Source organism: Dyella sp., from assembly GCF_036746095.1.
In the GTDB taxonomy this organism is placed as follows: domain Bacteria; phylum Pseudomonadota; class Gammaproteobacteria; order Xanthomonadales; family Rhodanobacteraceae; genus Dyella_B.
In genome coordinates this window covers 1-23,395 of sequence record NZ_DAIOEU010000024.1, presented here as the reverse complement: position 1 = coordinate 23,395, position 23,395 = coordinate 1, and the positions used below count along the sequence as shown (strand labels likewise).

Sequence of the window (23,395 nt, the reverse complement as noted above, 5' to 3'; positions counted from 1 at the left end):
GACTGCCGGTTGATCCAGGTACCGCCATTTCCTCTCCCCGTGCCGCGCTGCCGAGAAAATGTATTCGATTACATTTTCGGAGCGATGAGCTTCCGCATTCGAGCGAAAGCCGCGTGACGTGCTATGAAAAAGAAAGCCAAATAACTGGCGAAACATGTAACAGATACGTGTACGCTGTTGCAACGGTTTTATGTAATCCATTACATTGCACCGCACAAAGACGAGCCGGGCCGCTGGTGCAAACGCGCGCCGGAAGGCGAGTGGTATCGTCCTGAATGCAAAGGCGATGAGAGAGGTCGAACGAGTGAGCAGGGACGGATCCAAGCGCAAGCGGCAGCGCGGCAAAGATGACTCGGGCGCCGGGTCGCAGCCTGCCCGTGGCAAGACGGTCAAGGAGATCGCCGCCGCCGCCAACGTATCCGTCGCGACCGTATCGCGCGCCTTGCAGCGGCCCGAAGTCGTCAGCGAAGCAACGCGCCAGCACATCCACGAGGTGGTCAAGCGGCTGGGCTACACACCCAACGCGCAGGCGCGCAACTTGCGCACGGCGCGCACGCGATTGATCGTGGCGTTGCTGCCCGATATCGCCAATCCTTTTTTCTCCGAGGTGATTCGCGGCATCGAACAGGTCGCGCACGAAAGCGGCTATTCGGTGCTGCTGGGCGAAACGCAAAGCAGCCTCGTGCGCGAGCAGGCTTATGCCGACATGGTGGCTGCGCGCCAAGCCGACGGCATCATCACCATGTCTCCGCGTGTGCCGGCGATTCCGATTCAAGGACGCCTGCCAGTGGTCAATGCGTGCGAGTACGTCAAGGACAGCCAGATCTGCAGCGTCTACGTCGACAACGTCGCGGCTGCGGCAACGGCGGTCGACTATCTGGTGACTCTGGGCCATCGCGACATCGCCTTTGTTGCCGGACCGCCGACCAGCCCGATCTGCGTGGATCGCGAGCTGGGCTATCAACGCGCCTTGCAGCGCGCGGGTATCGCGATAAACCCCGTGCTGAGCGCGGTCGGCGACTTTTCGATCGAAGCGGGCGAGCGCGCCATCGAGTTGCTGCTTTCGCGCGGACCATCGTTCAGTGCGGTGTTCTGTTCCAACGACGAGATGGCCATTGGCGCCATGCGCGCACTGAGTTCGCACGGCTTGCGCGTGCCCGAAGATGTCTCGGTGGTCGGTTTCGACGACATCCGCTTTGCACGCTACACGTCGCCTGCGCTGACCACCATTGCGCAGCCGAAGAATGCGCTGGGGCGCGAAGCTACCAGCATGCTGATCGAGCTGCTCAATGATCCCGCGGTGCCGCCGCGCAAGCGCATCTTGTCGGCCGATCTGGTCGTGCGGGGTTCCACGGCGCCACTTCGCAGCCCGTAGGCTGGGGGGAATCCAGCATCACTGTGCGGAATTGCCATCCCAGTCTACGGAGAGGGTTTTGCACTACGGTTTTTCGTGCCAGTCGATGGCATAACCTTTGGTAACGAAGGTGTCGCCGCCGGTGCTTGCATTGATGATGTGAACTTCACTCGGCCATGTTTGATCGAGGCTGCCCGATACCGGCAGCGTCGCGCGATTGGCCAGGATCCGGGTGCCGTCCGGTGACCAGGCGACCGGTGTCCATCCTGTGTAGGCGGCGGGCGCCGTGGCGCTCGATGTGAGTTGCCGCAGGTTGGTGCCGTCCGTGTTGATCGTGAACAGATCGGCCTCCGAGTAGCCCATCGTCTGCAGCATGGTGAAGGCCGCCTTTGAGCCGTCGGCTGAAAGCACTATCTCGGGATACCAATAAGGTCTCCACCAGCCGTTGTAATCCCCTTGGTTGTTCCAGACCGTGGGTGCGAGTAGATCGGTCACCGTCCCCGTGGTCAGATCTTTGAAGCACAGGCTGTCCCCCAGTGCTTCCTGGTCTTCATCACCACATTGGGCGTAGTCGTACTGCTCGTAGATGACCTTGGTGCCGTCATAGGAGATGTCGCCCGATGGCGGATCGACGATATTGGCCGCGACTTCCACGCCAGTGCCGGTGGCGACATCGACGACAAACAGCGCGGACCATCCTGTATCACTTCCCTCAACGGGGCCAGTCGCCGTGTTGGTGGCGAACAGTTTCGATGTGGGGCGCGTCAAAAGGGAACGAGGAGAGGCCAACGCGGGCTTTCTCGGCAGTTCACCCAGCGGCGGTGGCTCGTAGGAGGCGTACACCATAAGCTTCTGGCCGTTGCCTGACCACCGAATGGATTCCACGGCTTGCAATGGCCAGGATGGATAATCCGGCAGCGATATATCCGCCGGCGCACACCACAATAGTTGCTGATGGGTGCCATCGGTGTGCATCAGGTACACGCAAGCAGGCGTCACCGGGTATTCGCTGGTCGAATTGGTATACGCCGCGATATTGCCGTTGGCCGGATCCCTGGCGAGATAGCCATATCCGGGCGCGGCGTTGTCATTGCTGCCGGCAAATAACGGATGGGTCGCGCCGGTGAGTACATTCTCTATGTAGTATTTCCCGCTGTATTGACCATCGGCGGGATCGGCAGACGGATTCTGGAAATACAGAATGCTTCGGCCATCCGGCGAAAAATTCTTGGTCAACCAGTAATCCACGCCGGTCGTATAGTTGTTGAATGCCACCCAGCTTGGCATGTAATACGCGCCGGGCAAGAGGGGTGTCAGCTGCCGCAAATGGTGGCCGTGATCGTCAACGGAAAAAAGCCCCGTGCCCATCGGTCCAAGCGTGCCGTTGGGAAAAACGCCATTGACGGGCCGAACCAATAAAATGTCGCCGCTCGCATAAGCGGACGCGCACGAACAAGCCATCGCCAGTGCGATGGCAGTGCAAAAGAAAGATCGCATATGACCCTCCACGCATCGTCATTGATGCAGACATTTGGTCAAACAAAATGCCCCTGCCACACCGCAGCTTGCTGCGGCATGTTGTGATGTAGCCGGTCACCCGAGCGAGAGAAATTACGTTGAGAAAGGTCTATGAGACGTGAGAAAGAAAAAACCCCGTGTTCGGGAACACGGGGCCTCTCACATCGATACTTAGTCAGTGTTGCCTTAACGCCTGGCTGGCTATTTAAAGACTGCTGATGCGATACATCACGGTCGCATGCGGTTGCAGTGTTGCCTTCAGCGTGCCATCGCCCTTGGCCTGCGTATGCGTCCATAGATCGCGCACGCTGTAGCTGCCACCCGCCTTCAGTCCAATCTCGGACGCCGAAACGGAAACGTCGTGCGGCGTATCGGTTTCGTTGAATACGGCCACGGCACGGCTCCCGTCCTTGAGCGGTTTGACGATCACGTGGATGCCGTCGGCATCGCGCACCTGCTTGCCTTGTATGCCAAGCGGATCCTGGTCCACCGCAATCACGTCCTTGTTGAGCAGGATCTTCAGTGCATCCGGCTTGATCGTGCGCAGGTCGGTACCGATCAGCAGCGGCGCAGCCATGATCGACCACAAGCTGAAATGGCTCTGGTATTCGACATCGGTCATGCCGCCGTTGCCGACTTCGAGCATGTCCGGATCGTTGTAGTGGCCGGGCGTGGCATAGCGATCAAGCACCACGTTCTGCTTGAAATTCTTCAGCATCGAGGCGTAGCTGTCGCTGATGTCGCCGGTAGTGCGCCAGGAGCCAGCATCCACTGGCGGCTTGCCGGCCCACAACCAGGGTTTGTTTTCGCCCCATTCGCACACGCTGAAGAAGATCGGCCGGCCGGTGGCGCGCAGCGCTTCGGCCATCGCGGTGTAGCGCTTGAGGGCATCGACCTTCTGGTTGTTGCAGTTGTCGTATTTCAGGTAATCCACATCCCATGATGCGAAGGTCGCCGCGTCCTGCTTTTCATGGCCCAGGCCACCGGGAAAGCCACGGTTTTCCTGCAGCGGCTCGCAGGTGGAGGTGCCGGCGCTGGAATACAGGCCGAACTTCAGGCCGTGCTGGTGGATGTACTCGGCCAGCGCCTTGATGCCGCTCGGAAAGCGCTTGGGATTGGGTTCGAGATTGCCGTTCTTGTCGCGCTGCCAGTTGGCCCAGCAATCGTCGATGTTGACGTACTTATAACCAGCATCACGCAGCCCCAGGCTGATGAACTTGTCGGCGATGCCGCGGATCATTTTCTCGTTGAACTCATCGCGGCAGTGCGTGGAGTTCCAGTTGTTGAAACCCATCTGCGGCGGCTGTGCCTGCGTATCCGGTGCAGGAGCTGCGCCAGCCGCGATGGCGACCACGAAGGTGAGTGAAGCGGCAGCGCGCCGCAGGGATGCAGGGGAAGCCATCATTGATTTTTTCTCCACCACTAGAAGATTGGAACTTGATGAGCGTCGAACTTGTTCTTGCTGCCCTCTCTTGCAACTACGCGAGGGAAAGTTGTCGTGGAAGTTGCCATTACCTCATGGCCGTCATTCCCGCGAAAGCGGGAATCCACCTTGCACTGGTACATCCTTGACAATGGATTCCCGCTTTCGCGGGAACGACGGCCATAAGGGGTAACTCTACTGCACGCAATGAAGGGCTGATGGGGATTTGTTAGACATCCGCATCACAACAGGCCTCATTTCGCTTGCTTCGGCGGCCCAAGCATCGGCTGCTTCAACGTACGCAGCGTAGGCTCGCCTTCCGTCAGCAGATCCAGCACCACCAGTTGATTGCCACTGGGCTTCAACCACGCACCAGGTACATACAGCGTGCGCTGCGGACCGATGTTCCAGAAGCGGCCCAGCGGATGGCCATTGAGCCATACCACGCCTTTGCCCAGGCCCTTGGTATCCAGGAAGGTGTCGGCATCGGCGGTGCCCGATACCGGCGCATTGAAGGTGGCGTGGTAGATGCATGGTGCATGATGGCATGCACCATGGGTGACCTTGACGTTCTCGTTGGCGGCGAAGGGCAAGGCGTAGATCTGCCAGTCGAGCAGCGTTTGTCCTTGCAGCGTCACTGAGCCCACGATGCCCTTGCGCTCGTTGACCATCTTCTCGCCGAAGTTGATGCGGCCATCGTTCTGCACCAGCAGATCGAGGGTGTCGCCTTTGGCGAGCTTCACCTTGAGCGAATCCTGCTTCAGGCGACGATCGAGCGTGCCCACGCGCTTGCCGTTGACGTATACCAGCGCGTAGTCGTGCAGGCCATCGATATGCAAGCTGCCCGATGCATCGGCATCGATGCGCTTGCGATAAAGAATGTCGCCGTAGGACTCCCCAAGCTCTTCCATGGTCTTGAGCTCATGCGACGCCGTGGAAGCGGGCAATGCGTCCCACAGCGATTGCGATTGATCCAGCCTGATGTTGTCGATGGCTTGCGTCGCGGGCGTTGCGGGCACCGGCGGCAGCGTGCTGCCGGTGGTTTTGGCAATCACGTCGCGCAATGCGTAGTACTTCGGCGTGGGGCGGCCGCTTTCGTCCAGCGGACTGTCGTAGTCGTAGCTGGTGACATCCGGCTGGTAGCTGTCGTCGTCCCAGTTGGCGCCGCTCATCCAGCCGAACGAGGTGCCGCCATGGAACATGTACATGCTTACCGAGTAACCCTGTTTCAACATGCCGGACAACTCGTTCGCAACCTTGGTGGCGTTGATCACGTAGTGCGGGCCGCCCCAGTGATCGAACCAGCCGACCCAGTATTCGCCGACCATGTACGGGCCACCGGGTTGCCAGGCGTGCAGTTTGGCGAGCTTTTCCGGGGCATGGCCGACACCGAAGTTGATCACCTTGGGCAGGTCCGGCAGCGAGCCGTATGCGGGTGCGCTGTCGGAGGTGTATAGCAGCGAGGCATCAAAGCCGCTGTCGACGATGTCCTTGCGGATCTGCTGCAGATACGGATCGTTGTCCTTGCCGAAGCTGCCGTATTCGTTTTCCACTTGCACGGCGATGATGTTGCCGCCGCGGTTGTATTGCAGTGGCGCCAGTTCCTGGCCCAGCCGATGCAGCCAGCGTTGCGCCGGCTGCATGAACTTCGGATCGGTAGTGCGGATGTGTGCGTCGCGATCCTTTAGTAGCCATGCCGGCAGCCCGCCCAGATCCCACTCCGAACACACATAGGGGCCGGGACGCAGGATCACGTACAGGCCTTCCTGCTGTGCTTCGCGGACGAACTCGGCCACGTCGTTCTGGCCGCTGAAGTCGTAGTGACCGGGCGTCAGTTCATGCGCGTTCCAGAACACATAGGTGGTGATCGTGTTCAGGCCCATCGCCTTGGCCATCTTCAGGCGCGCCCGCCAATACTCGCGGGGAACACGCGTGTAGTGCATGTCCCCGGCGATGATGCGGAACGGTTTGCCGTTGAGCATGAACTGGCCGTGTTCGATGGCCAGCCCATGCGTGGCGTCAGCCGGTGCGGCGAACGCATGGCTCGATAGCATTAGACCAAGCCCGATACCCATCGACACGCTTTTCAATACCTTCATTGAAGCCCCTTGCCCTGCACTTGGATCATTCAAACGACATCGGCCGAACCGCGTAGGCGGGAATGAAATCCCAACCTACGCGTGCGGCCTCAGAACGTGCCGCGCACGCCCACGGTATAGACCGTGCCATCCGCCTCGGCGTAGAGGAAGCGATTGGGATACACGGAGTAATCGTAGAGATGCGATTGCGTCAGGTTGGTGCCGGAGACGAATACTGACACGTGCTTGTTGACCTGGTAGCTCGCGCTCAGATCCAACTGGCCATAGCTGGTTCGCGTGGCGGGTTGGGCGCCTGAGCCGTAGGAAAGGCTCTCCAGGTAGGAGCCGCGCCAGTTGTATGCCAGGCGTACTTGCCAGGGACCTTTTTCGTAGTACCCGCTGAGGTTGGCCGAATCGCCAATACCGGGCACGGCAAACTTGCCGGAGGCCGCGATCGTGCCGGGGCTGAGGTTGGCGCTGCTTTGTACGTGGGTGTAGTTGAACGCCATGCCCAGGCCATCGAACGGCGCCGGCAGCACATTCTTGAACTGATAGTTGAAGGTCAGTTCTTCGCCGTAGATCCGCGCCGAATTCAGGTTGATCGGCTCGCTCAGCGACCAGGTGTGGCCAAGGAACTGCACCGGCGTGCTGACGATCGTGCTGAAGTTGCTGACATGCTTGTAAAAGGTTTCGATCGCCAAATAGCTGGCGTCGTCGATGTACCACTCAAGGCCCGTGTCGAAGTTGGTCGACGTGTATGGCTGCAGATTGGGATTGCCGCGGGTGATCGTCAACGATTCCGGGCGAGTGCCGAAGGCGTTGTTGTAATACAGGTTGCTCAGCTGGGGCGGCGTGAGGGACTTGGACGCGGAGAAGCGGTAAATCAGGTTGTCGAGCAGGTTGAGCTTGAAGTTCAACGCCGGCAGCCATTTGTGATAGCCACCCGTGGCCGATTGCGGCTGCAGTGGTCCATAGGCGACCTGGCTTGCGCTGGTGTCGTTCGGATCCACGTAGTAGCTGATCGGCTCCTGGAAAATCGCCTGGGATTCGGAGCTGACGTCCAAGTAGCGTACACCGACATCCAAGGCCCACGGTTTTTCCCACATGGTGCCTTCGAACACCGCTTTGGCGAACGCCGCCTTTTCCGTTTCGCGCACTTCGTTGAAGCTGCCGGGGTTCACCTTCGCGCCGAAGCTGCCGTACTGGGCAAGGGCGGCAAGCAGGGCGGCGCGCTTGTCAGCCGTCAATTGGTTGTAGGCCGCGGGTGTGGTCAGCCAGTTGTAGTACGCCGGTACGTTGTACTGAATCCATTGCTTCGGCACCCCCGGCTGCGAAACGCCGCTGATGGGCGCCGGTGGCGTATAGAGGTATGCACCGACGACATCCGCGGGCACATGTACGGCATAGCCGCAGTACGCGTTGCACAGGATGCCGTCCGGTGTGGTCACTGACACCGATTTGTTGTAGTCGCGGTTTTCCTGGACGCCGAATTCAAGGTTGGACAGGACGCCGCTCTCGAAGCTCTTGGAGAAATTCAGCTGATACTGGGTGATGCCTTCGGTGACGTTGTTCGACTGGCCGCCCATGTTGCAGCAGTGCGCATACAAGTCGGTGAAATCGGTGGTGGGCAGAATGTTGGTGTAGCTCGGCGGCTGGCTGCTGCCGTTGTTGGTCCAGGTCGGATTGACGCCGATATTGCGTGTGCCGATCACCGCGAAATAGCCATAGGGGCTTTGCTTGTTCCAGGCCTTGGAGTTGGAGATGTCCAGGCTGATGGTGCTCGAAGGATCGATGTTGAAGGCCAGGTTCAATCCGTTCTGCATCATTTTTTCATTGCTAGGGTTGTAGGCGACGACGTAGTCGTTCGACATCACCCCCGCGGGCTTGCGCACGTAGTTCAGCACGGTGCCGTTGCCATCGGTGGTCAGCGACTGGAGGTCGCTGGCGTTGCCGTATTCGCCAAATTCGTGTTCGAACGGTTTGACGTCATAACCCGCATACAAGGTGTCGAACTTGACCGTCAATTGATCGATCGGAATCCAGTCGATCGCGGCGGTGAAGTTCTTGCGCGTGCGTTCCTCGGTAAGCACGTTGTTCGCCAGCGTTTCAGGGATGGCGACGTTGGTGTAATTCGGATTGCTGAGCCCGGACAGCTTGGAAATATTCTGGTTCGCGTACCAGGAGTTGGCCTGCGTATTGATCTGGGTATCGTCGCGCTTGTAGTACTGCACGGACGCCAGCACGCCGAAGGTATGCGTTGCATTGGTCCAGCCGGCCAGGCCCGATACTTTGGGCGTGGTCTTGCCGGCCCAGCTGCCGGTGAGGTTGCTGTTGACGCCGGCGGCGGAGCCGGTCGCGTGGAAGCCGGTGAAATCCAGCGGGCGCGCGGTTTGAACATCGACGACACCGCCGATGTCGACTTCGGGAATGTCGGCCGACGAGGTCTTGTTGACCTGAGCGAGGCTGATGATGTCGGCAGGCAGCACGTCGAAATCGAATGCGCGCGTACCGGACGCCGTCGCCATCTGGCGGCCGTTGACCGTCACGGCCACGAAGTCGGGGCCGAAACCGCGGATGGCGATCTGACTGGATTCGCCGCCACTGCGGTTCACCGATACGCCGGGCACGCGCTGCAAGGCGTCGGCCACGTTCGGGTCAGGAAACTTGCCGTTCTCTTCCGCAGAAATCGAGTCAACGACGTTGACCGCGTTCTGCTTGATCGATTCCGCACGCTGGATGGCGGCGAGCTGGCCGGTGACCGTGATCGCGGTGAGATTGGTGGTTTTTTTCTTGTTGTCGGTCTTGTTCGTACCGTTGCCGTCATCCGTGCTGCCGGTGCCGGACGGCGCAGCTGCGGTGGTGGACGCAGTCGGCGCGCTGGTTTGCGCGTGTGCTTGTACGTTATAGCCGGCCAGACTGGCGATACCCATCGCCGCCAGTGCCAGACGCACCGAGTGCGCCATTGGATTGCGTTGCATCGATTTACCCCTCCCGTTGGAACTACGTTGCCAACCACGAATAACGAATGCGATGTCGCTTGAAGCGGTGCTGCACTTATGCCGGCATGTTTCGTGTCGACGTCGCACTCTCCCAGACTGGAAAACGTCATGGCCCGGAGACCACCCCTTCAACGTTCGCCAGCCACGGTGCAAAACAAGGCTTGGTGCAAATTTCCCCGAAAAAGACAGGCCGTGTCCTGGACCGATTTCATTTGTCGTATTTTAAGATAATAAGATTGATTGACGGTCTACAAGTTGCGCCGCAACATTTTTTTAAGGCGGTAAAAAGGGCCATGTTTTGCGGGGCTTTTTAGGTGACGTCGCTGAAAAAAGTAGCCATGGCAGGCAAACGGAGGGGTAGGGATCCGGCCGAAAAGCGTGGAATCAGGCACCGGGATATGAAACTTGATATGGCGTTGCGTCTTTTTGTTATTTCGGCAGGAACCGCTATACGCGCAGTGCTAGTCGTCAATCCGGCGAAAGCCGAGGCGCTTCACAACAGCGAAGCTGGTCAATCCAGTTTTTTTGAGTACATCGCTGATCGAAGCACAAAAAAACAAAAGCCCCGAACAGGGGCTTTTGTATCGCGCAAAAAAAGCCGAAAGAGACTTACGGCGTGCCACCGTGGCGAATCAACGCCATCACTTCATAGCAAGCGCCCATGGTGTGGTAATCCACCTTGCCGGCCGGGCTCTTCTCGTCGCTGTATTTCCTGTTGTCCTGCGTGAGGATGCGGTACCACGCGCCGTACTGGTGGTCGATGAAGTGCTCCCACGAGTACGTCCACAACTTGGCGTACCACTCGTCGTATTTCCTGTCGGCCGTGCGTGCGTGCAGCAATGCGGCAGCAGCCAGCGATTCGGCCTGCACCCAGAAGTATTTGTCGCCGTCGCAGACGCTGCCGTCCGGGGCGAAGCCGTAGCAAATGCCGCCGTGTACCGGATCCCATGCGCGTGCCAAGGCGGTATCGAACAGGTGCTGCGCGGTAGGGACGAGCCATGCCTCGTTCTGGCCGCGTTCCTGCAGCAGCGGTTCCATGATCATCAAGAGCTTCGCCCACTCGGTCTGGTGGCCGGGCTGGAAACCCCATGGGCGGAACAGGTGCTTGGGATCATCGCGATGGTAATCCCAGTCGACGCTCCAATCCTGGTGATAGTGCTCCCACACCAGACCGTCGGCGAGCTTGGCCTGGCGTTGCGTCATGGTGCGCGCAAGTGTGAGTGCGCGGTCGAGGTAATGCGGCTCGTTGCTGGCCTGGTAGGCGGCAAGCATCGCCTCGCACATGTGCATGTTGGCGTTCTGGCCGCGGTAGGTGCTGAACTGCCATTGCGGATCGGCTTCGTCGCGATAGAGGCTCGCGTCGGCATCCCAGAAATGCTTTTCCAGCAATTGCCAGGTTTCATCCATCCATGCGGTGGTTTCGGTGACCCCAGCCTTCAGCGCGGTGGAGTAGGCAAGCAGCACGAAGGCCACGCCATAGCAGTGGTTGGTGCGATCTTCCGGCTTGCCATCGCGCAGCGTCCATGCATAACCGCCGGTGCTGGCATCGCGGTGCACCTCGCGCAGATAACGCAGGCCATGGCGCACGGCGTCGAGGTATTCCGGCTTGCCGAATTCGATCGCCGCCATCGCGTAGTTGAAGACGAAGCGCGTGCTGCTCACCAGGTGGCGATGGCTGGCGTCATAGACGGTGCCGTCATCGCGGAAGTAGTGAAAGAAGCCGCCGTTCGGATCGATGGCGCGCGGATGATAGAACGCCATGGTTTGCGCGATGTGCTCGCGCAGGAAGCTTTCGGAACGGAAATCCGGTTGGGCCGGCATAGTCATGCGTAAGTCTCCATGAATTGTACGACCTCGGTGGCGTGCGGCATGGCGGAGAAGGAGCCATGCCGCGTCACCGCCACGGCGCCGCAGGCGCTGGCAAAGCGCAGCGCGGCGTGCAGGCGCGGCAGCGTTGCAACCCAGGCATCGAGGTTGGTGGCTTTGATATTCATCTCGGCGAACTGGTACAGCAGCCCGCCGACGAAAGCGTCGCCGGCGCCGGTGCTGTCGACCATCGGCACGTCGTAGCAAGGCAATTCGCCCTGTGCATCCGGATGGAACCAGCGCAGCGGGTTGGAGCCATCGGTCACGATCAGCAGGCGCGCGTTGCCGGTCCACAGGCGTTCGAGCATGGCCTCTTCGCCTTCGTTCGCCAGCCAGTCGAATTCCTCGGCACTGAGCTTCACCACGTCGGCCAGCAGCAGCGCAGGCCACACGTGCGGACGCGCTTCGACACCCATCGGCCACAGCGCGGGGCGCAGGTTCAGGTCGAAGCTCACCAGCGCGCCGGCTTCCCGCGCGCGGCGCATGCCGGTGAGGGTGACGTCGGCGAGATCCGGATCGGTCATGCTGTTGGAGCAGACGTGGAACACGTCCGTGTCCTGGAACGTCTGTGGACGGAAGTGTTCGGCGCGGAACAACAGGTCGGCGGAGGGCGGGCGATAGAACGCGAAGCTGCGTTCGCCGCGACTGTCCAGCGTCACGAACGCCAGCGCGGTATTGGCTTCGCCGGTACGCACGACGTCGGCGGTATCCACACCGGCCTGCTGCAAGCTGTGCAGCAGGAAATCACCGAAGCGATCCATGCCCAGCATGCCGGCAAAGCGCGCATGGCTGCCGAGCTTGGCTACCGCCACCGCGACATTGGCGGGCGCACCGCCGGCGAAGGGAATGAAGTGGCGTGCAAAGCCGTGGCCATCGCTGCCTTCGCCGTGCATGTCGATCAAAGCCTCGCCGAAGCAGAGGATGGAACGTTTCATCAAAGGACCCCAAGGTGTAATGCAAAGCTGTTGTTAGAAAGATGCGCGGTGCTCGACACGTTTGTTCTCTCCAGCCGGCGGAGCCATGTATCGATCGGGCCGGGAGAGCGGGTGAGGCGTATGTGCGAGAAAGTCGCAAGCCAGTACTCACCTGATTGCGCCCCTAGCAAGCAGGGGCGCAATCCCATCACGGCGAGGCGGATGCAACCGGTGCGTTGCGAATGATCGAGCCTTTTATTCCGTAGAACACGATGTATCCGTAGCACAGCGCCGGCAGTACGAAGGCATGCTGGATGCCGATGCTGTCCGCCAGCGCGCCTTGCAGGAACGGCACCAGCGCCCCGCCGACGATCGCCATGATCAGCAAGCTCGACGCCTTGCCGGTGAGCGGCCCCATGCGCTCGATGCCGAGCGAGAAGATGGTCGGGAACATGATCGAATTGAACAGGCCGATCGCCACGATGCTGTACATCGCCGTGCTGCCGCTGGTGCTGATGGTGACGATCAGAAGCAGTACGTTGATGGCGGAGAACACGGTCAGCAGCTTGCGCGGCGACAGCTTGGCCAGCAGCACTGATCCGATGAAGCGCCCGACCATCGCGCCGCCCCAGTAGAGCGATACGTAGTGCGCGGCCTCCTGCTCGCTCATGTGGCCGATGTTCGGTTCGGCGATGTAGTTGACCAGGAAGCTGCCGATCGACACTTCCGCACCCACGTAGAAGAAGATGCCCAGCACGCCGAACAGCACGTGCGGATAGCGCAGCGCATCGAGCAGGGTGTGATGGCCGGTGTCGGCCTTGGTGGTGCTTTCTTCCAGGGCCGGCAGGCGGAACAGCCATACAAACAGCGCCAGCAGCACCAGCACCACGGCCAGGCCCAGGTAAGGCATCTGCACCGACTGCGCTTCCTGGGTGCGGTAGAGCAGCTGTTCGCTGGCCGAAAGGCTGGCGATGTCGGCTGAACTTTTTACCTGCGTGGAAAGGATCAGCAAGCTGCCGAACACGGGGGCGATGGTGGTGCCGAACGAATTCAACGCCTGCGCCAGCGTGAGGCGGCTGGAACTGGTTTTTTCAGGCCCGAGCAGCGCGACGTAAGGATTGGCGGCAACCTGCAGCAGCGTGATGCCGGTGGCGAGCACGAACAAGGCGCCAAGGAATGCCGGATACCAGCGCAAACCGGCCGCCGGCCAGAAACCCACCGCGCCGATGCCCGCGACGATGAGTCCGGCGACGATGCTTTTTTTGTAGCCGAGCCGTCCCACTACCCAGCCTGCCGGCAGCGACATCAGGAAATACGCGCCGAAGAAGGTGAACTGCACCAGCATCGCCTGCGCGTAGTTCAGTTCGAACACTGCCTTCAGATGCGGAATCAGGATGTCGTTGAGGCAGGTGAGAAAGCCCCACATGAAAAACACCGTCGTGATGACGGTGAGCGCCATGGGGTAGTACGTGTAGCGGTTGTCGGTGGAAGCCGTCGACGATCCAGGGGACGGCGGAGTTACTGCGGTAAAAGCCATGATGGAATCCGTAATCAGGCGGCCGGCGGGCAACTGCTTGCGCGTATCAGCAGCTGCACCGGAGCAATGGTTTGACGTGGAGGGGGAGCGGGATCCTTGACGCGCTGCAGGATCAGTTCCGCGGCTTGCCGGCCACGGTCGCGTGGCGTTACCGCCAGTGTGGTCAGCGGCGGTGCGCTGACCGCGGCTTCGGCGATGTCGTCGAAGCCGGTAAGGGCGAAATCGCGGCCCGGCTGCAGGCCGCGTTGATGCAGGCCGAGCATCAGGCCCAGCGCCACCGCATCGTTGTAGCAGACGGCCGCCGTGGGCGCGCTCTTGCCGCTGAACAGGTGTTCGCTTTGCGCCACCGCATCCAGGCGGTTGGGAATGCATTCCACCATCCAGCGCGGCTCGACGGTCAGGCCGGCGGCCTTCATCGCTTCCATGTAGCCCGCGCGGCGCTGGCGGCAGGAGCTTGAACCCAGGTGGCCGCCATAGAACGCAATGTGCTGGTGCCCCTGCGAAATCAGGTGTTCGGTGGCCAGCCGCGCGCCGCGCTGGTTGTCCAGGAACAGGCGGTCCCAGTGATCGCACGCCGCCACGTCGCCGCTGACTTCGCGGTTGAACAGCAGCAGCGGCGTCACCGCGCCCACGGCGGACAGGATCTGCTGCGCATCGCTGCCCTCGGCGGGCGACAGGATGATGCCGGCGGGGCCGTGCTCCATCAGCGAACCGAGCACCGCCAGCTCGCGCTCGGTGGATTCGCCGGTGCTGCCCAGCAGGGTCACGTAGCCGGTGTCGCCCAGGATCTCGTCCACGCCCGCGGCGAATTCCGCAAAGAACGGGTTGGCCAGGTCATTGAGGACCAGCGCTATGCTCGATGACGTGCGCCGCCGCAGGTTCGCCGCGGCGCGGTTGTACACGTAGCCCTGGCGTCGCAGTTCTTCCTCGACGCGCGCGCGCGTGTGTTTGTTGACCAGCGGGCTACCCCGCAGGACCAGCGAAACGGTAGCGCGGGAGACGTCGCAGCCCGCGGCAATATCGCTCAGGGTGACCTTGCGGCCGACCGGCGGTGTGTTCCCCATTTATGCCAGAACCTCGCCTTTATAACGATCCAAATGTACCCGAACCCGCGAAGTTGTGATCCTGCAATGCAGCATGCCAAGCCTCCGCCCCCAGTGTTAGCGTCGCGAGCTTTGGAACGATCCAAAGCGTCAATCCCACCTTTGGCCCTGTCCTGACAGGGGCAAAATCCGCAGGATGGGGTTTTGCAGACTCCCCCCGCCTGCTTTAACCGAGCACATTAACAGGCCCCCCTTCAATGAACCATCGCCTGCTTCGTTCCGGTCTTTCCCTGTTGGTCCTTGCCGCGCTGGCCGCCGCACCCCTTGCCTGGGCGGCCGGGCCGCATGCGGGCGAGGTCGATCCCCGCATCGGCACCGGTGGCGATGGCCACGTGTTCCCCGGCGCCACGGTGCCGTTCGGCATGATCCAGTTGTCGCCGGATACCGCCATGCCGGATTTCAAGCACGCCTACAAATGGGCGGCGGGCTATCAGTACAACGATCCCACCATCATGGGTTTCTCGCACACACATTTCTCCGGTTCCGGCCATTCGGACCTGGGCGACGTGCTGGTGATGCCGATCGCCGGCGAGGTGAAGCTCGATCCGGGCGATGAGAAGGTACCGGGCAGCGGCTATCGCTCGCGCTTCGACCATGCCACCGAAGTGGAGCAGCCCGGCTACTACGCGGTGACCCTGGCCGACTACGGCGTGCGCGCCGAACTCACCGCCAACCGTCGCGTGGGCTGGCATCGCTACACCTTCCCTGCAGGTAAGCCAGCGCACTTGCTGCTCGATCTGCGCCCCAGCATCTACGACTACCCCGGCAAAGTGCTGTGGTCGAACCTGCAAGTGCGTGCAGATGGCATCGTCACCGGTTGCCGCACCACGCGCGGCTGGGCGCCGGGACGCGAACTGTGCTTCGCCATGCGCTTCAACCAGCCGATGGCTTCGCACGAGCTTTACAACCGCGAAACCGACCTGGTCTACAAGGGCTTCAAGGGGCCGGGCTATCAGCCGCAGGACGCGAATGCACAGCACGGTCGCGCACTCGAAGGCGTGTTCGATTTCGGCGAGCTCAAGCAACCGCTGCTGGTGAAAGTGGCGGTGTCGTCGGTAAGCGAAGCGAACGCCCTCGCCAATCTGGACCAGGACGGCAAGGGCTGGGACTTCGACGCACAGCGTCACGATGCGCTGGAAGCCTGGAACAAGGCGCTTGCGCCGATCGACGTGGACGGTTCGAAGACGCTGCGCACGCAGTTCTACACCGCGCTGTATCACTCGTTGATGTCGCCCAGCCTGAGCATGGACGTGAATGGCGAGTTCCGCGGTCCGGACTATCAGGTGCATCACGCCGACGGTTTCGATTTCTATTCGAGCTGGTCGGTGTGGGACGTATACCGCGCGCAGCAGCCATTGATGATCCTGCTGCATCCGGATCGCACCGTGGATTTCGTGCGCTCGTTGCTTGCCGCACAGCAGGCCAGTCCATTCCACATGCTGCCGGTGTGGGCCTACCAGGGGCTGGAAACCTGGTGCATGACCGGCTATCACGCCGTGGCGATCATCGCCGATGCCTACATCAAGGGCATCCGCGGCTACGACGCGGACAAGGCCATGAAGGCGATGGTATCCACCGCCACCTACGGCGACTACGGTGATCTCGCCGATTACATGAGGCTCGGCTACGTGCCCATCGACAAGGAAGTGGAAGGCGGTTCCAAAACGCAGGAATACGCGTATGACGACTGGGCCATCGCACAGATGGCCAAGGCGATGGGCAAGCACGACATCTACGATACCTTCGAGAAACGCGCCGCGAACTGGCGCAACGTGTGGGATCCAAAAACAGGCTTCATGCGCGCGCGTTTGTCCAACGGCAAATTCCGCGAACCGTTCGACCCGACCAGCGCCGGCTACGGCGATGACTACACCGAAGCCAACGCCTGGCAATACTCCTGGTACGTGCCGCAGGACGTGGCCGGCCTGATTACCGCGATGGGTGGCGACCAGGCGTTCACGCACAAGCTGGACGAATTGTTCGACGCCAAGGTCGATCCGAGCATCTTCAAGAACGTGGAAGACATCACTGGCCTGATCGGCTGGTACGCGCACGGCAACGAACCCAGCCATCACATCGCCTACCTGTATGACTACGCCGGCGAGCCGTGGAAGACGCAGGCCAGGCTGAAGCAGATCATGGACAACGAATACGGTCCGGGTCCCGCCGGCCTGATCGGCAACGACGATCTCGGCCAGATGTCCGCCTGGTACATCTTTACCGCGCTGGGCTTCTATCCGGTCACGCCGGCCAGCGACGAATACGCCATCGGCCGGCCGTTCGTGCCGCGTGCGGCCATGCACCTGAGCAACGGCCGCACCTTCACCATTACCGCCGAGCCGTTCGATGATGCGCATCCCTATGTCGGCCAGGTCACGCTCAACGGCAAACCGCTGGACCGCGTGTACTTGAAGCACGCGGACATCCTCGCCGGCGGCGAACTGCATTTCACGATGCAGGCGCAGCCGAACAAGGAGTGGGGGAAGGACATGTCGGCGCGGCCCGCTTCGATAAGTCCTTACCGGTAAGCCGCAGACTGGAATGCCAATCGTCAGCGCGGCGATTGGCTCCCTTCCCTGCAGGCAGGGAAGGGAGTGCAATGCGGCAAGCATCAAGGCGCTGCCCCGACCTGCGAATACCGATGGGTGGGGTTTGCGGATGCTCTTCCGTCTGTTTCTTTTGATGGCCGCTCTGCGGCATTCCAAAAAGAACGGTGCTGAATAAACCAAGGCCTGCGGCAGTCACCTTCATGTAAGTGAAAGGCGTTCGTACTAGTCAGTGGCCGCAAAACATGCGCAGAATGCATGCATCATGCCGATGCGAAGGACCAAGGGCAGTCCATGATTCCGGGGGGAGGGCGACAAGTAGCGATGCCTTGGCGCACCGGTGGCCTGCTGCTTGCCGTCCTTGTCATCGTCGCCCTGCCGTACCTGATCATGCGCGGCAGCTCCAAGGAATCGCTGCGGGCCGGTGAACTGGTCACCCGCTCGTCGGAAGTGCAGGCGCTGGTCTATCGCATTGCCGATCAAACGCATTCCGCCGAATCGGCCATCCAGCATCTGCTGGCGGATGATCCTGCCAGCCACGCCGAAACCGCAGCGTTGGGCGCGGAAGACGACATTCCCGGCTTGCTGGACCAGCTGCGCCGCGTCACCGGCGACAACCCGGCGCAACAACTCCTGGTGGAGCAACTCAACGCGGTGGAAAACGGCCGCCTGGCGCTTTTGCACCAGGCTTTGCAGCGTTTTCAGCACAACGATCGTGCCGGCGCGGAACAGGCACTGCGCGACGCCGACGCGTTGTTCCACGTCGACACCGTGGCGGACAAGGTCGTCGCCGAGGCGGAACATGCCTTGCAGGAGCGCCGCGATGCCGCGCGCAAGCAGTCGGAAAACAGCAGCCTGGTGCTGGCGCTGACGGCGGCAGCCCAGCTGTTGATGTTGATGATCGTGGTGATCGTCTCTGAGCGGCAGATCGGCCGCCGGTTGCAGGCCGAAGTGCGCGAGCGGCAGGCGGTGCAGCGTTCGCAGATGATCCTGCAGGCCGTGCGTGAGCCGATCGCACTGCTCGACCACAATCTGCGCAGCTTGCTGGTGAATGCGGCTTTCAGCGAGCTCTACGGCGTCTCTGAGGAAAGCCGCGCCGATTACCTGGAAGACATCGGGCAGGGCGCCTGGGCCGACGAAGTGCTGCTGCAGCGCTTGCGCGACGTGCTGCTGCGCGATCGCGAGCTGTGGGATTTCGAACTCATCCAGCGCACCGTCGACGACGTGGAGCGGCACGTGGTGATCAATGCGCGCCGGCTGCAGCAGGAAGACAGCACCAGCCCGGTGCTGCTGCTGACGGTCAGCGACGTCACGGCGCGTGCCCTGGTCGAGCAGCAAGTGAAGGAGCTCAATCACCAGCTGGAAAACAAGGTGGCGCAGATTTCCGACGTCAATCGCGAGCTGGAGGCCTTCAGCTACTCCGTGTCGCATGACTTGCGCGCGCCGCTGCGGCACATCACCGCCTTTGCGCAGAAGCTCGAAGATCATCTCGGCGAACAGCTCGACAACACCAGTCGCCATTATCTGGGCGTGGTGCGCGATGCGTCGCATCGCATGGCGCAGCTGATCGAAGACCTCCTGGTGTTCTCGCGCCTGGGCCGCGGCGCCTTGCGCCTGCAAGCAGTAGACATGCAGGCGCTGGTGGGCGAGACCTGCGCGCTGACCGAATCGGAAGCGTCCAACCGCCGTATCGTCTGGCGGATCGACCCGCTGCCGACGGTGGTCGGCGACGAAAACATGCTGCGCACGGTATGGCAGAACCTGATCGGCAATGCCGTCAAATACTCCAGCCAGCGCGAGATCGCCCACGTCGACATTTCCGTACGGCAAGACGAAACCGGCGACTACGAATTTACCGTCGCCGACGATGGCGCCGGCTTCGATATGCGCTACGTCGACAAACTTTTTGGTGTATTCCAACGGCTGCACAAGGCCAGCGAGTTTCCGGGCAACGGCATCGGGCTGGCGAACGTGCGGCGCATCGTGATGCGCCACGGCGGCCGCGTTTGGGCCGAAGGGGAGCCGGGCCACGGTGCCCGTTTCCACTTCACTTTGTCGGCTATCGAGCCGCCGTCCCAATCGCCATGACACACACCGCCCTACGCCCCATCCTGCTGGTCGAAGACAGTCCCGTTGATGCCGAGATGACCATGGACGCCTTGCGCCAGGCGCATCTGGCCAACCCGGTGGTCCACGTGGAGGACGGGGTCGATTGCCTGGATTGGCTGTACGCCCGCGGCGCGTTCGCCGGCCGCGCGGAGGACGATCCGGTGGTGGTGCTGCTGGACATCAAGATGCCGCGCATGAACGGGCTGGACGTGCTCACGCAGATGCGCGCGGACGAACACTTCCGCCACATGCCGGTGGTGATCCTGTCATCCTCGCGCGAGGAGAGCGATCTGGCGCGCAGCTGGGATCTTGGGGTGAACGGTTATGTCATCAAGCCTGTGGACGTGGGGCAGTTTTTCCAGGCTGTACGCACGCTCGGCCAGTTCTGGGCGGTGCTGAACCAGGCGCCCGGGGGGCGGGAATAGGGAGTGGGGCAGGTTCGGCAGGAGCGACCGGGCGGGCGAGCGCCTGTTCGTGGCGATTCCATGCGTCGTGCTCTCATTTCACCGGTTGCCGATTGAAATATGATGTTCAGGACCACTTGGAACGCAGAAGGAATGCCTGACAAGTCCAGCCAGCAACGTTCGCTGCCCCGCATACGGGTACTGCAGGTCGAGGACAGCACGCTCGATGCGGAGCTGGTGCTGACCGAACTGCAGGCCGATGGCATCGACTACGACGTGCGCCTGGTCGACGACGAATCCGCCTACGTGCGGACGCTGCAGGAATTCAAGCCGCAGATCATCCTGTCCGACCTCAGCATGCCCGGCTTCTCCGGACAGCGCGCACTGGAACTGCTGCGCGACCACAGCGAGGACATCCCCTTCATCTATGTTTCGGCCACGCTGGGCGAGGAGGCGGCGATCGCCGCGCTGCGCGAAGGCGCTACCGATTACATCCTCAAGCAGAATCCCGCGCGATTGGCGAGCGCCGTGCGCCGCGCACTGCGCGAGGCGGAGGAGCAACGCGCGCGTGCGCGGGCCGAAGCGGAGCTGATCCGCATTCAGCGCTTCGAAAGCCTGGCGATGCTGGCCGGCGGCTTGAGCCATGACTTGCGCAACCTGTTGCAGCCGTTGCTGCTTGCCGGCGACAGCCTGCAGGACTACCAGGATGACCCGCGCCTGGCGCGGCTCGGTGCGCTGGTGCGCGATTGCGGGCGGCGCGGGCTGGAAATGGTGCAATCCATGCTGTCGTTCGCACGCGGGGCACGCCGCGCCGAACAGGTGAAAGTGCAGGCGCTGATCGACGCGCTGTCGCTGCTGCTGCAAGGCAGCGTGCCGCGCACGGTGACGCTGGATGTCGACGTGGCCGATCCGCAGCTAACCTTCGAGGGCAATCACACCGAGCTGCAGCAATGCCTGCTCAATCTTTCTCTCAACGCGATCCAGGCGATGCCCAACGGCGGCATCCTGCGCGTCACCACCCGCAAAGCGAAACTGGACCAGCGCTTTTTCCTGGAACAGGAAGACGCGCAGCCCGGCGACTATGTATGCCTGTCGGTCAGCGATACCGGCATCGGCATGACCGATGACGTGCGCAAGCGGCTGTTCGAACCGTTTTTCACCACCAAGGAAGGCGGCACCGGCCTCGGTTTGCTGTCATGCCGCCGCATCGTCTACAGCCATGGCGGCGTCATGCGCATGGACAGCGTGGTCGGCGAAGGCAGTTGCTTCGATCTCTACATACCGCTGCGGCGCGCGACCAGCGATGCGACGGATCTGGACCTGGTCGAAAACGACGCCAGCCTGCACGGCAATGCCGAACACGTGCTGCTGGTAGTGGAGGAAGCCGGCCAGCTCACGCTGCTGAGCGATACGCTCGATGCGTGGGGCTATGAAGTGCACGCCAGCCAGAGCGGCACCGCCGCGCTGCAATGGATCGAAGCCTGCGGCCTGCCTGACCTGGTGGTGATGGACGCCGACATGAGCCTGTTCACCAGCGAGCGTACGCTGGCTGCATTGAGCCAATACGGTTATCGCCGCGGCGTGCTGGTTCTATGCCGTGCCGAGGATTCATCTGATTCGCCGAAACTGTGCATGCCGGACGGTAGCCGCGTGCAACGCTTGAATAAGCCGGTAGGGACACGAGCCTTGCTGCGTGCGGTGCACCAGGCCTTAAGTGGCGGCAAAGAAAAATCTCGACATTGAGGATGCTCTGATCTATTCCACGTGCCCGGCATGACGTCCAGAAGGCCCGCAGGGTGTGCTGCGTGGCGCAGGGAAGACTGGCCGTCTTGGCAAGCCACGCGGCACGGCCTGCGGGCCTTCTGGACGTCACCCCATCATTCACATTCAAAAGGTTGGGGTCGCACGGTATGCGCGCCTCGCTTCGCCCCGCCGTCTCGACATCCGCGGTAAAACGCTTCTTCACGTCCAATCCCTATCAGTTGGGATTGGATTCCTAATCGGTGCGCCACTCAAAATCGGTGCGTCGCCACAAATGCGGGGTAGGTCACTGGGCAAACTAGCTTTCGAGTTTACTGAGCCGATTTTCAGCATCCGAAAGCTTAGTCTTGGCTTGCTGCAAAGCAGTGGCTTTCTCATCCTTGTCTTTCTTGGTTATACGAGCGCTATCCTGCGCATTGTTCAACTCCTTTTCAGCAACCTGGCGGTGCTGCTGGAGGCTGGATAGGTTATCAGCGGTTTTTTCTATCGCGTTTGTCATTTTCGCCCTTGACTGTGGGTCCGTGGGCATGCCTGGATACCAAGGTAACGCGCGCTTATATGCCAATGCATTTTCGGTGTCCGCTATTACCCTTGAAACATTTTCAACCTTGTTTTCAGCGGTTTTAACTGCGGCTTCTGAATTTTTATGCTTTTCATAGGCGTCGTCATACGCACGCTTAGCGTTCTCGACCGCCTTTTTGTGGTGTGCAACCGCGTCTTCCGTCATCTGTTTGACGAAGACAGGAGGCTTCCCTCCCTTCATATTCACCCTGGTCAACACTTCTGCTCCCCCTTTGCCATCCAGTTTGATCGGCACGCTTTTGCTGAAGTCGTTGGGTTTATCGGGATCCACCTTTTTCCAGCCCAGCAACTGTCGATCGAAGATTGCTGGATGGGGTTCGCCGAGGATATCTACTAGATTATTGCCCTTGCCATCCGGGAAAGTTCCGTCCGCGCTGACACCGTTGGCTTTGATGTCCTCCCATTGCGCATGATTGAACTTGGCGGGCGGTGGCGGAGCAGGGGCGTTCGCTGGCTTGGCGGCATCCGTATCGTTCACGACCTTCCAGCCTCCCTGCTGATCGGCTATTGCTCGCTCAGTCGTTAGCACAGGCGCCCCCGTTTCGCTGTCACGCTTGTAAACCGGCCGGCTGCCATTCGCATCCGCGACGTCCGTCGTCTTGATCACGTACTCCCCGTCCGTATTGGACCACGTGACCTTTTGCAGCGTGGACTTCATGGGCGCGCTGCTGGTGGGGAGTCCGCTGGCGGACGGCTTGAACGGGTCAGGCTGTGGGCTGACCCGCGGACCGAGTGAGCCCTCCTCTTTGGGGCGGGGCTTCCCTTCTGACGGATGGGACGAACTGACCTCGTGGATGCCATGACCGCTCAGATGAGAAGATATATGAAAAAGCATAATCGAACTCCTATTTAAAACACGCAATAAACCTCATGAATACAATTAATGCAGCAAAGCGGATATTTAGTAAATAATCATGCGAAGGGCATCTGCCCGTAACTAATACAAAAAATATCCATGACACGGTTCCATGCTATCCAGCGCAGCAGCTTGACCATAAGCAAATGGCTGACGCCACGCGTGGTATCCCCCTATGGAAGCTCGCTCTGCCGAAGGGCGCTTGGAAGCATCCTCGCTAATTCTTCTAAATGGAGCGGTGTGAATCGAGGGTTCCACGCACCGTTCTGCGAGGACTCAGGGCGAAATTCCCTAGGGCGTGTTAACACTACCATCTGAGTCCATCGACGATGAGCGCGAAATGGA

At 61.0% G+C, this 23,395-nt stretch carries 14 protein-coding genes; 5 read left to right on the top strand and 9 right to left on the bottom strand.

The window, feature by feature from the left end; all coding sequences use genetic code 11:
* The first annotated feature begins 304 nt into the window (after positions 1–304).
* Positions 305–1,375 carry a LacI family DNA-binding transcriptional regulator gene (locus tag V7M64_RS11595; RefSeq protein ID WP_333679303.1) on the top strand — a complete coding sequence of 357 codons (1,071 nt, stop codon included), beginning with the start codon at positions 305–307 and terminating at the stop codon, positions 1,373–1,375.
* A gap of 63 nt (positions 1,376–1,438) precedes the next feature.
* Here the strand turns inward: V7M64_RS11595 and V7M64_RS11590 are convergent, their stop codons facing one another.
* From V7M64_RS11590 to V7M64_RS11555, 8 genes are all read right to left on the bottom strand, one after another.
* Positions 1,439–2,851: a hypothetical protein gene (locus tag V7M64_RS11590; protein ID WP_333679302.1), complete on the bottom strand. Its 1,413-nt coding sequence runs from the start codon at positions 2,849–2,851 to the stop codon at positions 1,439–1,441.
* Between the two features lie 226 nt (positions 2,852–3,077).
* On the bottom strand, positions 3,078–4,277 hold the full coding sequence (locus V7M64_RS11585) for a glycoside hydrolase family 27 protein (protein WP_333679301.1): 1,200 nt from the start codon (positions 4,275–4,277) through the stop codon (positions 3,078–3,080).
* Between the two features lie 272 nt (positions 4,278–4,549).
* Positions 4,550–6,394, bottom strand: coding sequence for a beta-galactosidase family protein (locus tag V7M64_RS11580; protein WP_333679300.1), 1,845 nt, complete (start codon positions 6,392–6,394; stop codon positions 4,550–4,552).
* An 89-nt stretch (positions 6,395–6,483) separates the two neighbouring features.
* On the bottom strand, positions 6,484–9,351 hold the full coding sequence (locus tag V7M64_RS11575; protein WP_333679299.1) for a TonB-dependent receptor: 2,868 nt from the start codon (positions 9,349–9,351) through the stop codon (positions 6,484–6,486).
* Positions 9,352–9,981: 630 nt separating this feature from the next.
* The gene (locus V7M64_RS11570) at positions 9,982–11,193 is read right to left on the bottom strand and encodes an AGE family epimerase/isomerase (RefSeq protein WP_333679336.1); all 1,212 of its coding nucleotides are present in this window, start codon (positions 11,191–11,193) and stop codon (positions 9,982–9,984) included.
* 2 nt (positions 11,194–11,195) lie between these two features.
* Positions 11,196–12,173: a carbohydrate kinase gene (locus V7M64_RS11565; protein WP_333679298.1), complete on the bottom strand. Its 978-nt coding sequence runs from the start codon at positions 12,171–12,173 to the stop codon at positions 11,196–11,198.
* Between the two features lie 187 nt (positions 12,174–12,360).
* Positions 12,361–13,611: an L-fucose:H+ symporter permease gene (gene fucP, locus V7M64_RS11560; protein WP_333679335.1), complete on the bottom strand. Its 1,251-nt coding sequence runs from the start codon at positions 13,609–13,611 to the stop codon at positions 12,361–12,363.
* 92 nt (positions 13,612–13,703) lie between these two features.
* Positions 13,704–14,753 (bottom strand): LacI family DNA-binding transcriptional regulator, encoded by a 1,050-nt coding sequence (locus V7M64_RS11555; RefSeq protein ID WP_333679297.1) that lies wholly within the window; start codon positions 14,751–14,753, stop codon positions 13,704–13,706.
* 236 nt (positions 14,754–14,989) lie between these two features.
* Between V7M64_RS11555 and V7M64_RS11550 the strand changes: the two genes are divergently transcribed.
* From V7M64_RS11550 to V7M64_RS11535, 4 genes are all read left to right on the top strand, one after another.
* Entirely contained in the window at positions 14,990–17,320 is a 2,331-nt protein-coding gene (locus V7M64_RS11550; protein WP_333679296.1) for a GH92 family glycosyl hydrolase, read from the top strand.
* 342 nt (positions 17,321–17,662) lie between these two features.
* Positions 17,663–19,426: an ATP-binding protein gene (locus V7M64_RS11545; protein WP_333679295.1), complete on the top strand. Its 1,764-nt coding sequence runs from the start codon at positions 17,663–17,665 to the stop codon at positions 19,424–19,426.
* Positions 19,423–19,872, top strand: a complete 450-nt coding sequence (locus V7M64_RS11540) for a response regulator (RefSeq protein ID WP_333679294.1) — start codon at positions 19,423–19,425, stop codon at positions 19,870–19,872. Before V7M64_RS11545 ends, V7M64_RS11540 begins: the two co-directional genes overlap by 4 nt.
* Positions 19,873–20,004: 132 nt before the next feature.
* Positions 20,005–21,594, top strand: coding sequence for a response regulator (locus tag V7M64_RS11535; protein ID WP_333679293.1), 1,590 nt, complete (start codon positions 20,005–20,007; stop codon positions 21,592–21,594).
* Positions 21,595–21,910: 316 nt separating this feature from the next.
* Here the strand turns inward: V7M64_RS11535 and V7M64_RS11530 are convergent, their stop codons facing one another.
* Positions 21,911–22,852 (bottom strand): hypothetical protein, encoded by a 942-nt coding sequence (locus V7M64_RS11530; RefSeq protein WP_333679292.1) that lies wholly within the window; start codon positions 22,850–22,852, stop codon positions 21,911–21,913.
* Positions 22,853–23,395: the final 543 nt, after the last annotated feature.

Excerpts from the sequence above, each read along its gene's own strand:
- V7M64_RS11590 (WP_333679302.1), bottom strand. The coding sequence starts at position 2,851 with ATGCGATCTTTCTTTTGCACTGCCATCGCACTGGCGATGGCTTGTTCG.
- V7M64_RS11585 (WP_333679301.1), bottom strand. The coding sequence starts at position 4,277 with ATGATGGCTTCCCCTGCATCCCTGCGGCGCGCTGCCGCTTCACTCACC.
- V7M64_RS11580 (WP_333679300.1), bottom strand. The coding sequence starts at position 6,394 with ATGAAGGTATTGAAAAGCGTGTCGATGGGTATCGGGCTTGGTCTAATG.
- V7M64_RS11575 (WP_333679299.1), bottom strand. The coding sequence starts at position 9,351 with ATGCAACGCAATCCAATGGCGCACTCGGTGCGTCTGGCACTGGCGGCG.
- V7M64_RS11570 (WP_333679336.1), bottom strand. The coding sequence starts at position 11,193 with ATGCCGGCCCAACCGGATTTCCGTTCCGAAAGCTTCCTGCGCGAGCAC.
- V7M64_RS11565 (WP_333679298.1), bottom strand. The coding sequence starts at position 12,173 with ATGAAACGTTCCATCCTCTGCTTCGGCGAGGCTTTGATCGACATGCAC.
- fucP (WP_333679335.1), bottom strand. The coding sequence starts at position 13,611 with ATGGCGCTCACCGTCATCACGACGGTGTTTTTCATGTGGGGCTTTCTC.
- V7M64_RS11555 (WP_333679297.1), bottom strand. The coding sequence starts at position 14,753 with ATGGGGAACACACCGCCGGTCGGCCGCAAGGTCACCCTGAGCGATATT.
- V7M64_RS11550 (WP_333679296.1), top strand. The coding sequence starts at position 14,990 with ATGAACCATCGCCTGCTTCGTTCCGGTCTTTCCCTGTTGGTCCTTGCC.
- V7M64_RS11545 (WP_333679295.1), top strand. The coding sequence starts at position 17,663 with ATGCCTTGGCGCACCGGTGGCCTGCTGCTTGCCGTCCTTGTCATCGTC.
- V7M64_RS11540 (WP_333679294.1), top strand. The coding sequence starts at position 19,423 with ATGACACACACCGCCCTACGCCCCATCCTGCTGGTCGAAGACAGTCCC.
- V7M64_RS11535 (WP_333679293.1), top strand. The coding sequence starts at position 20,005 with ATGCCTGACAAGTCCAGCCAGCAACGTTCGCTGCCCCGCATACGGGTA.
- V7M64_RS11530 (WP_333679292.1), bottom strand. The coding sequence starts at position 22,852 with ATGAAGTCCACGCTGCAAAAGGTCACGTGGTCCAATACGGACGGGGAG.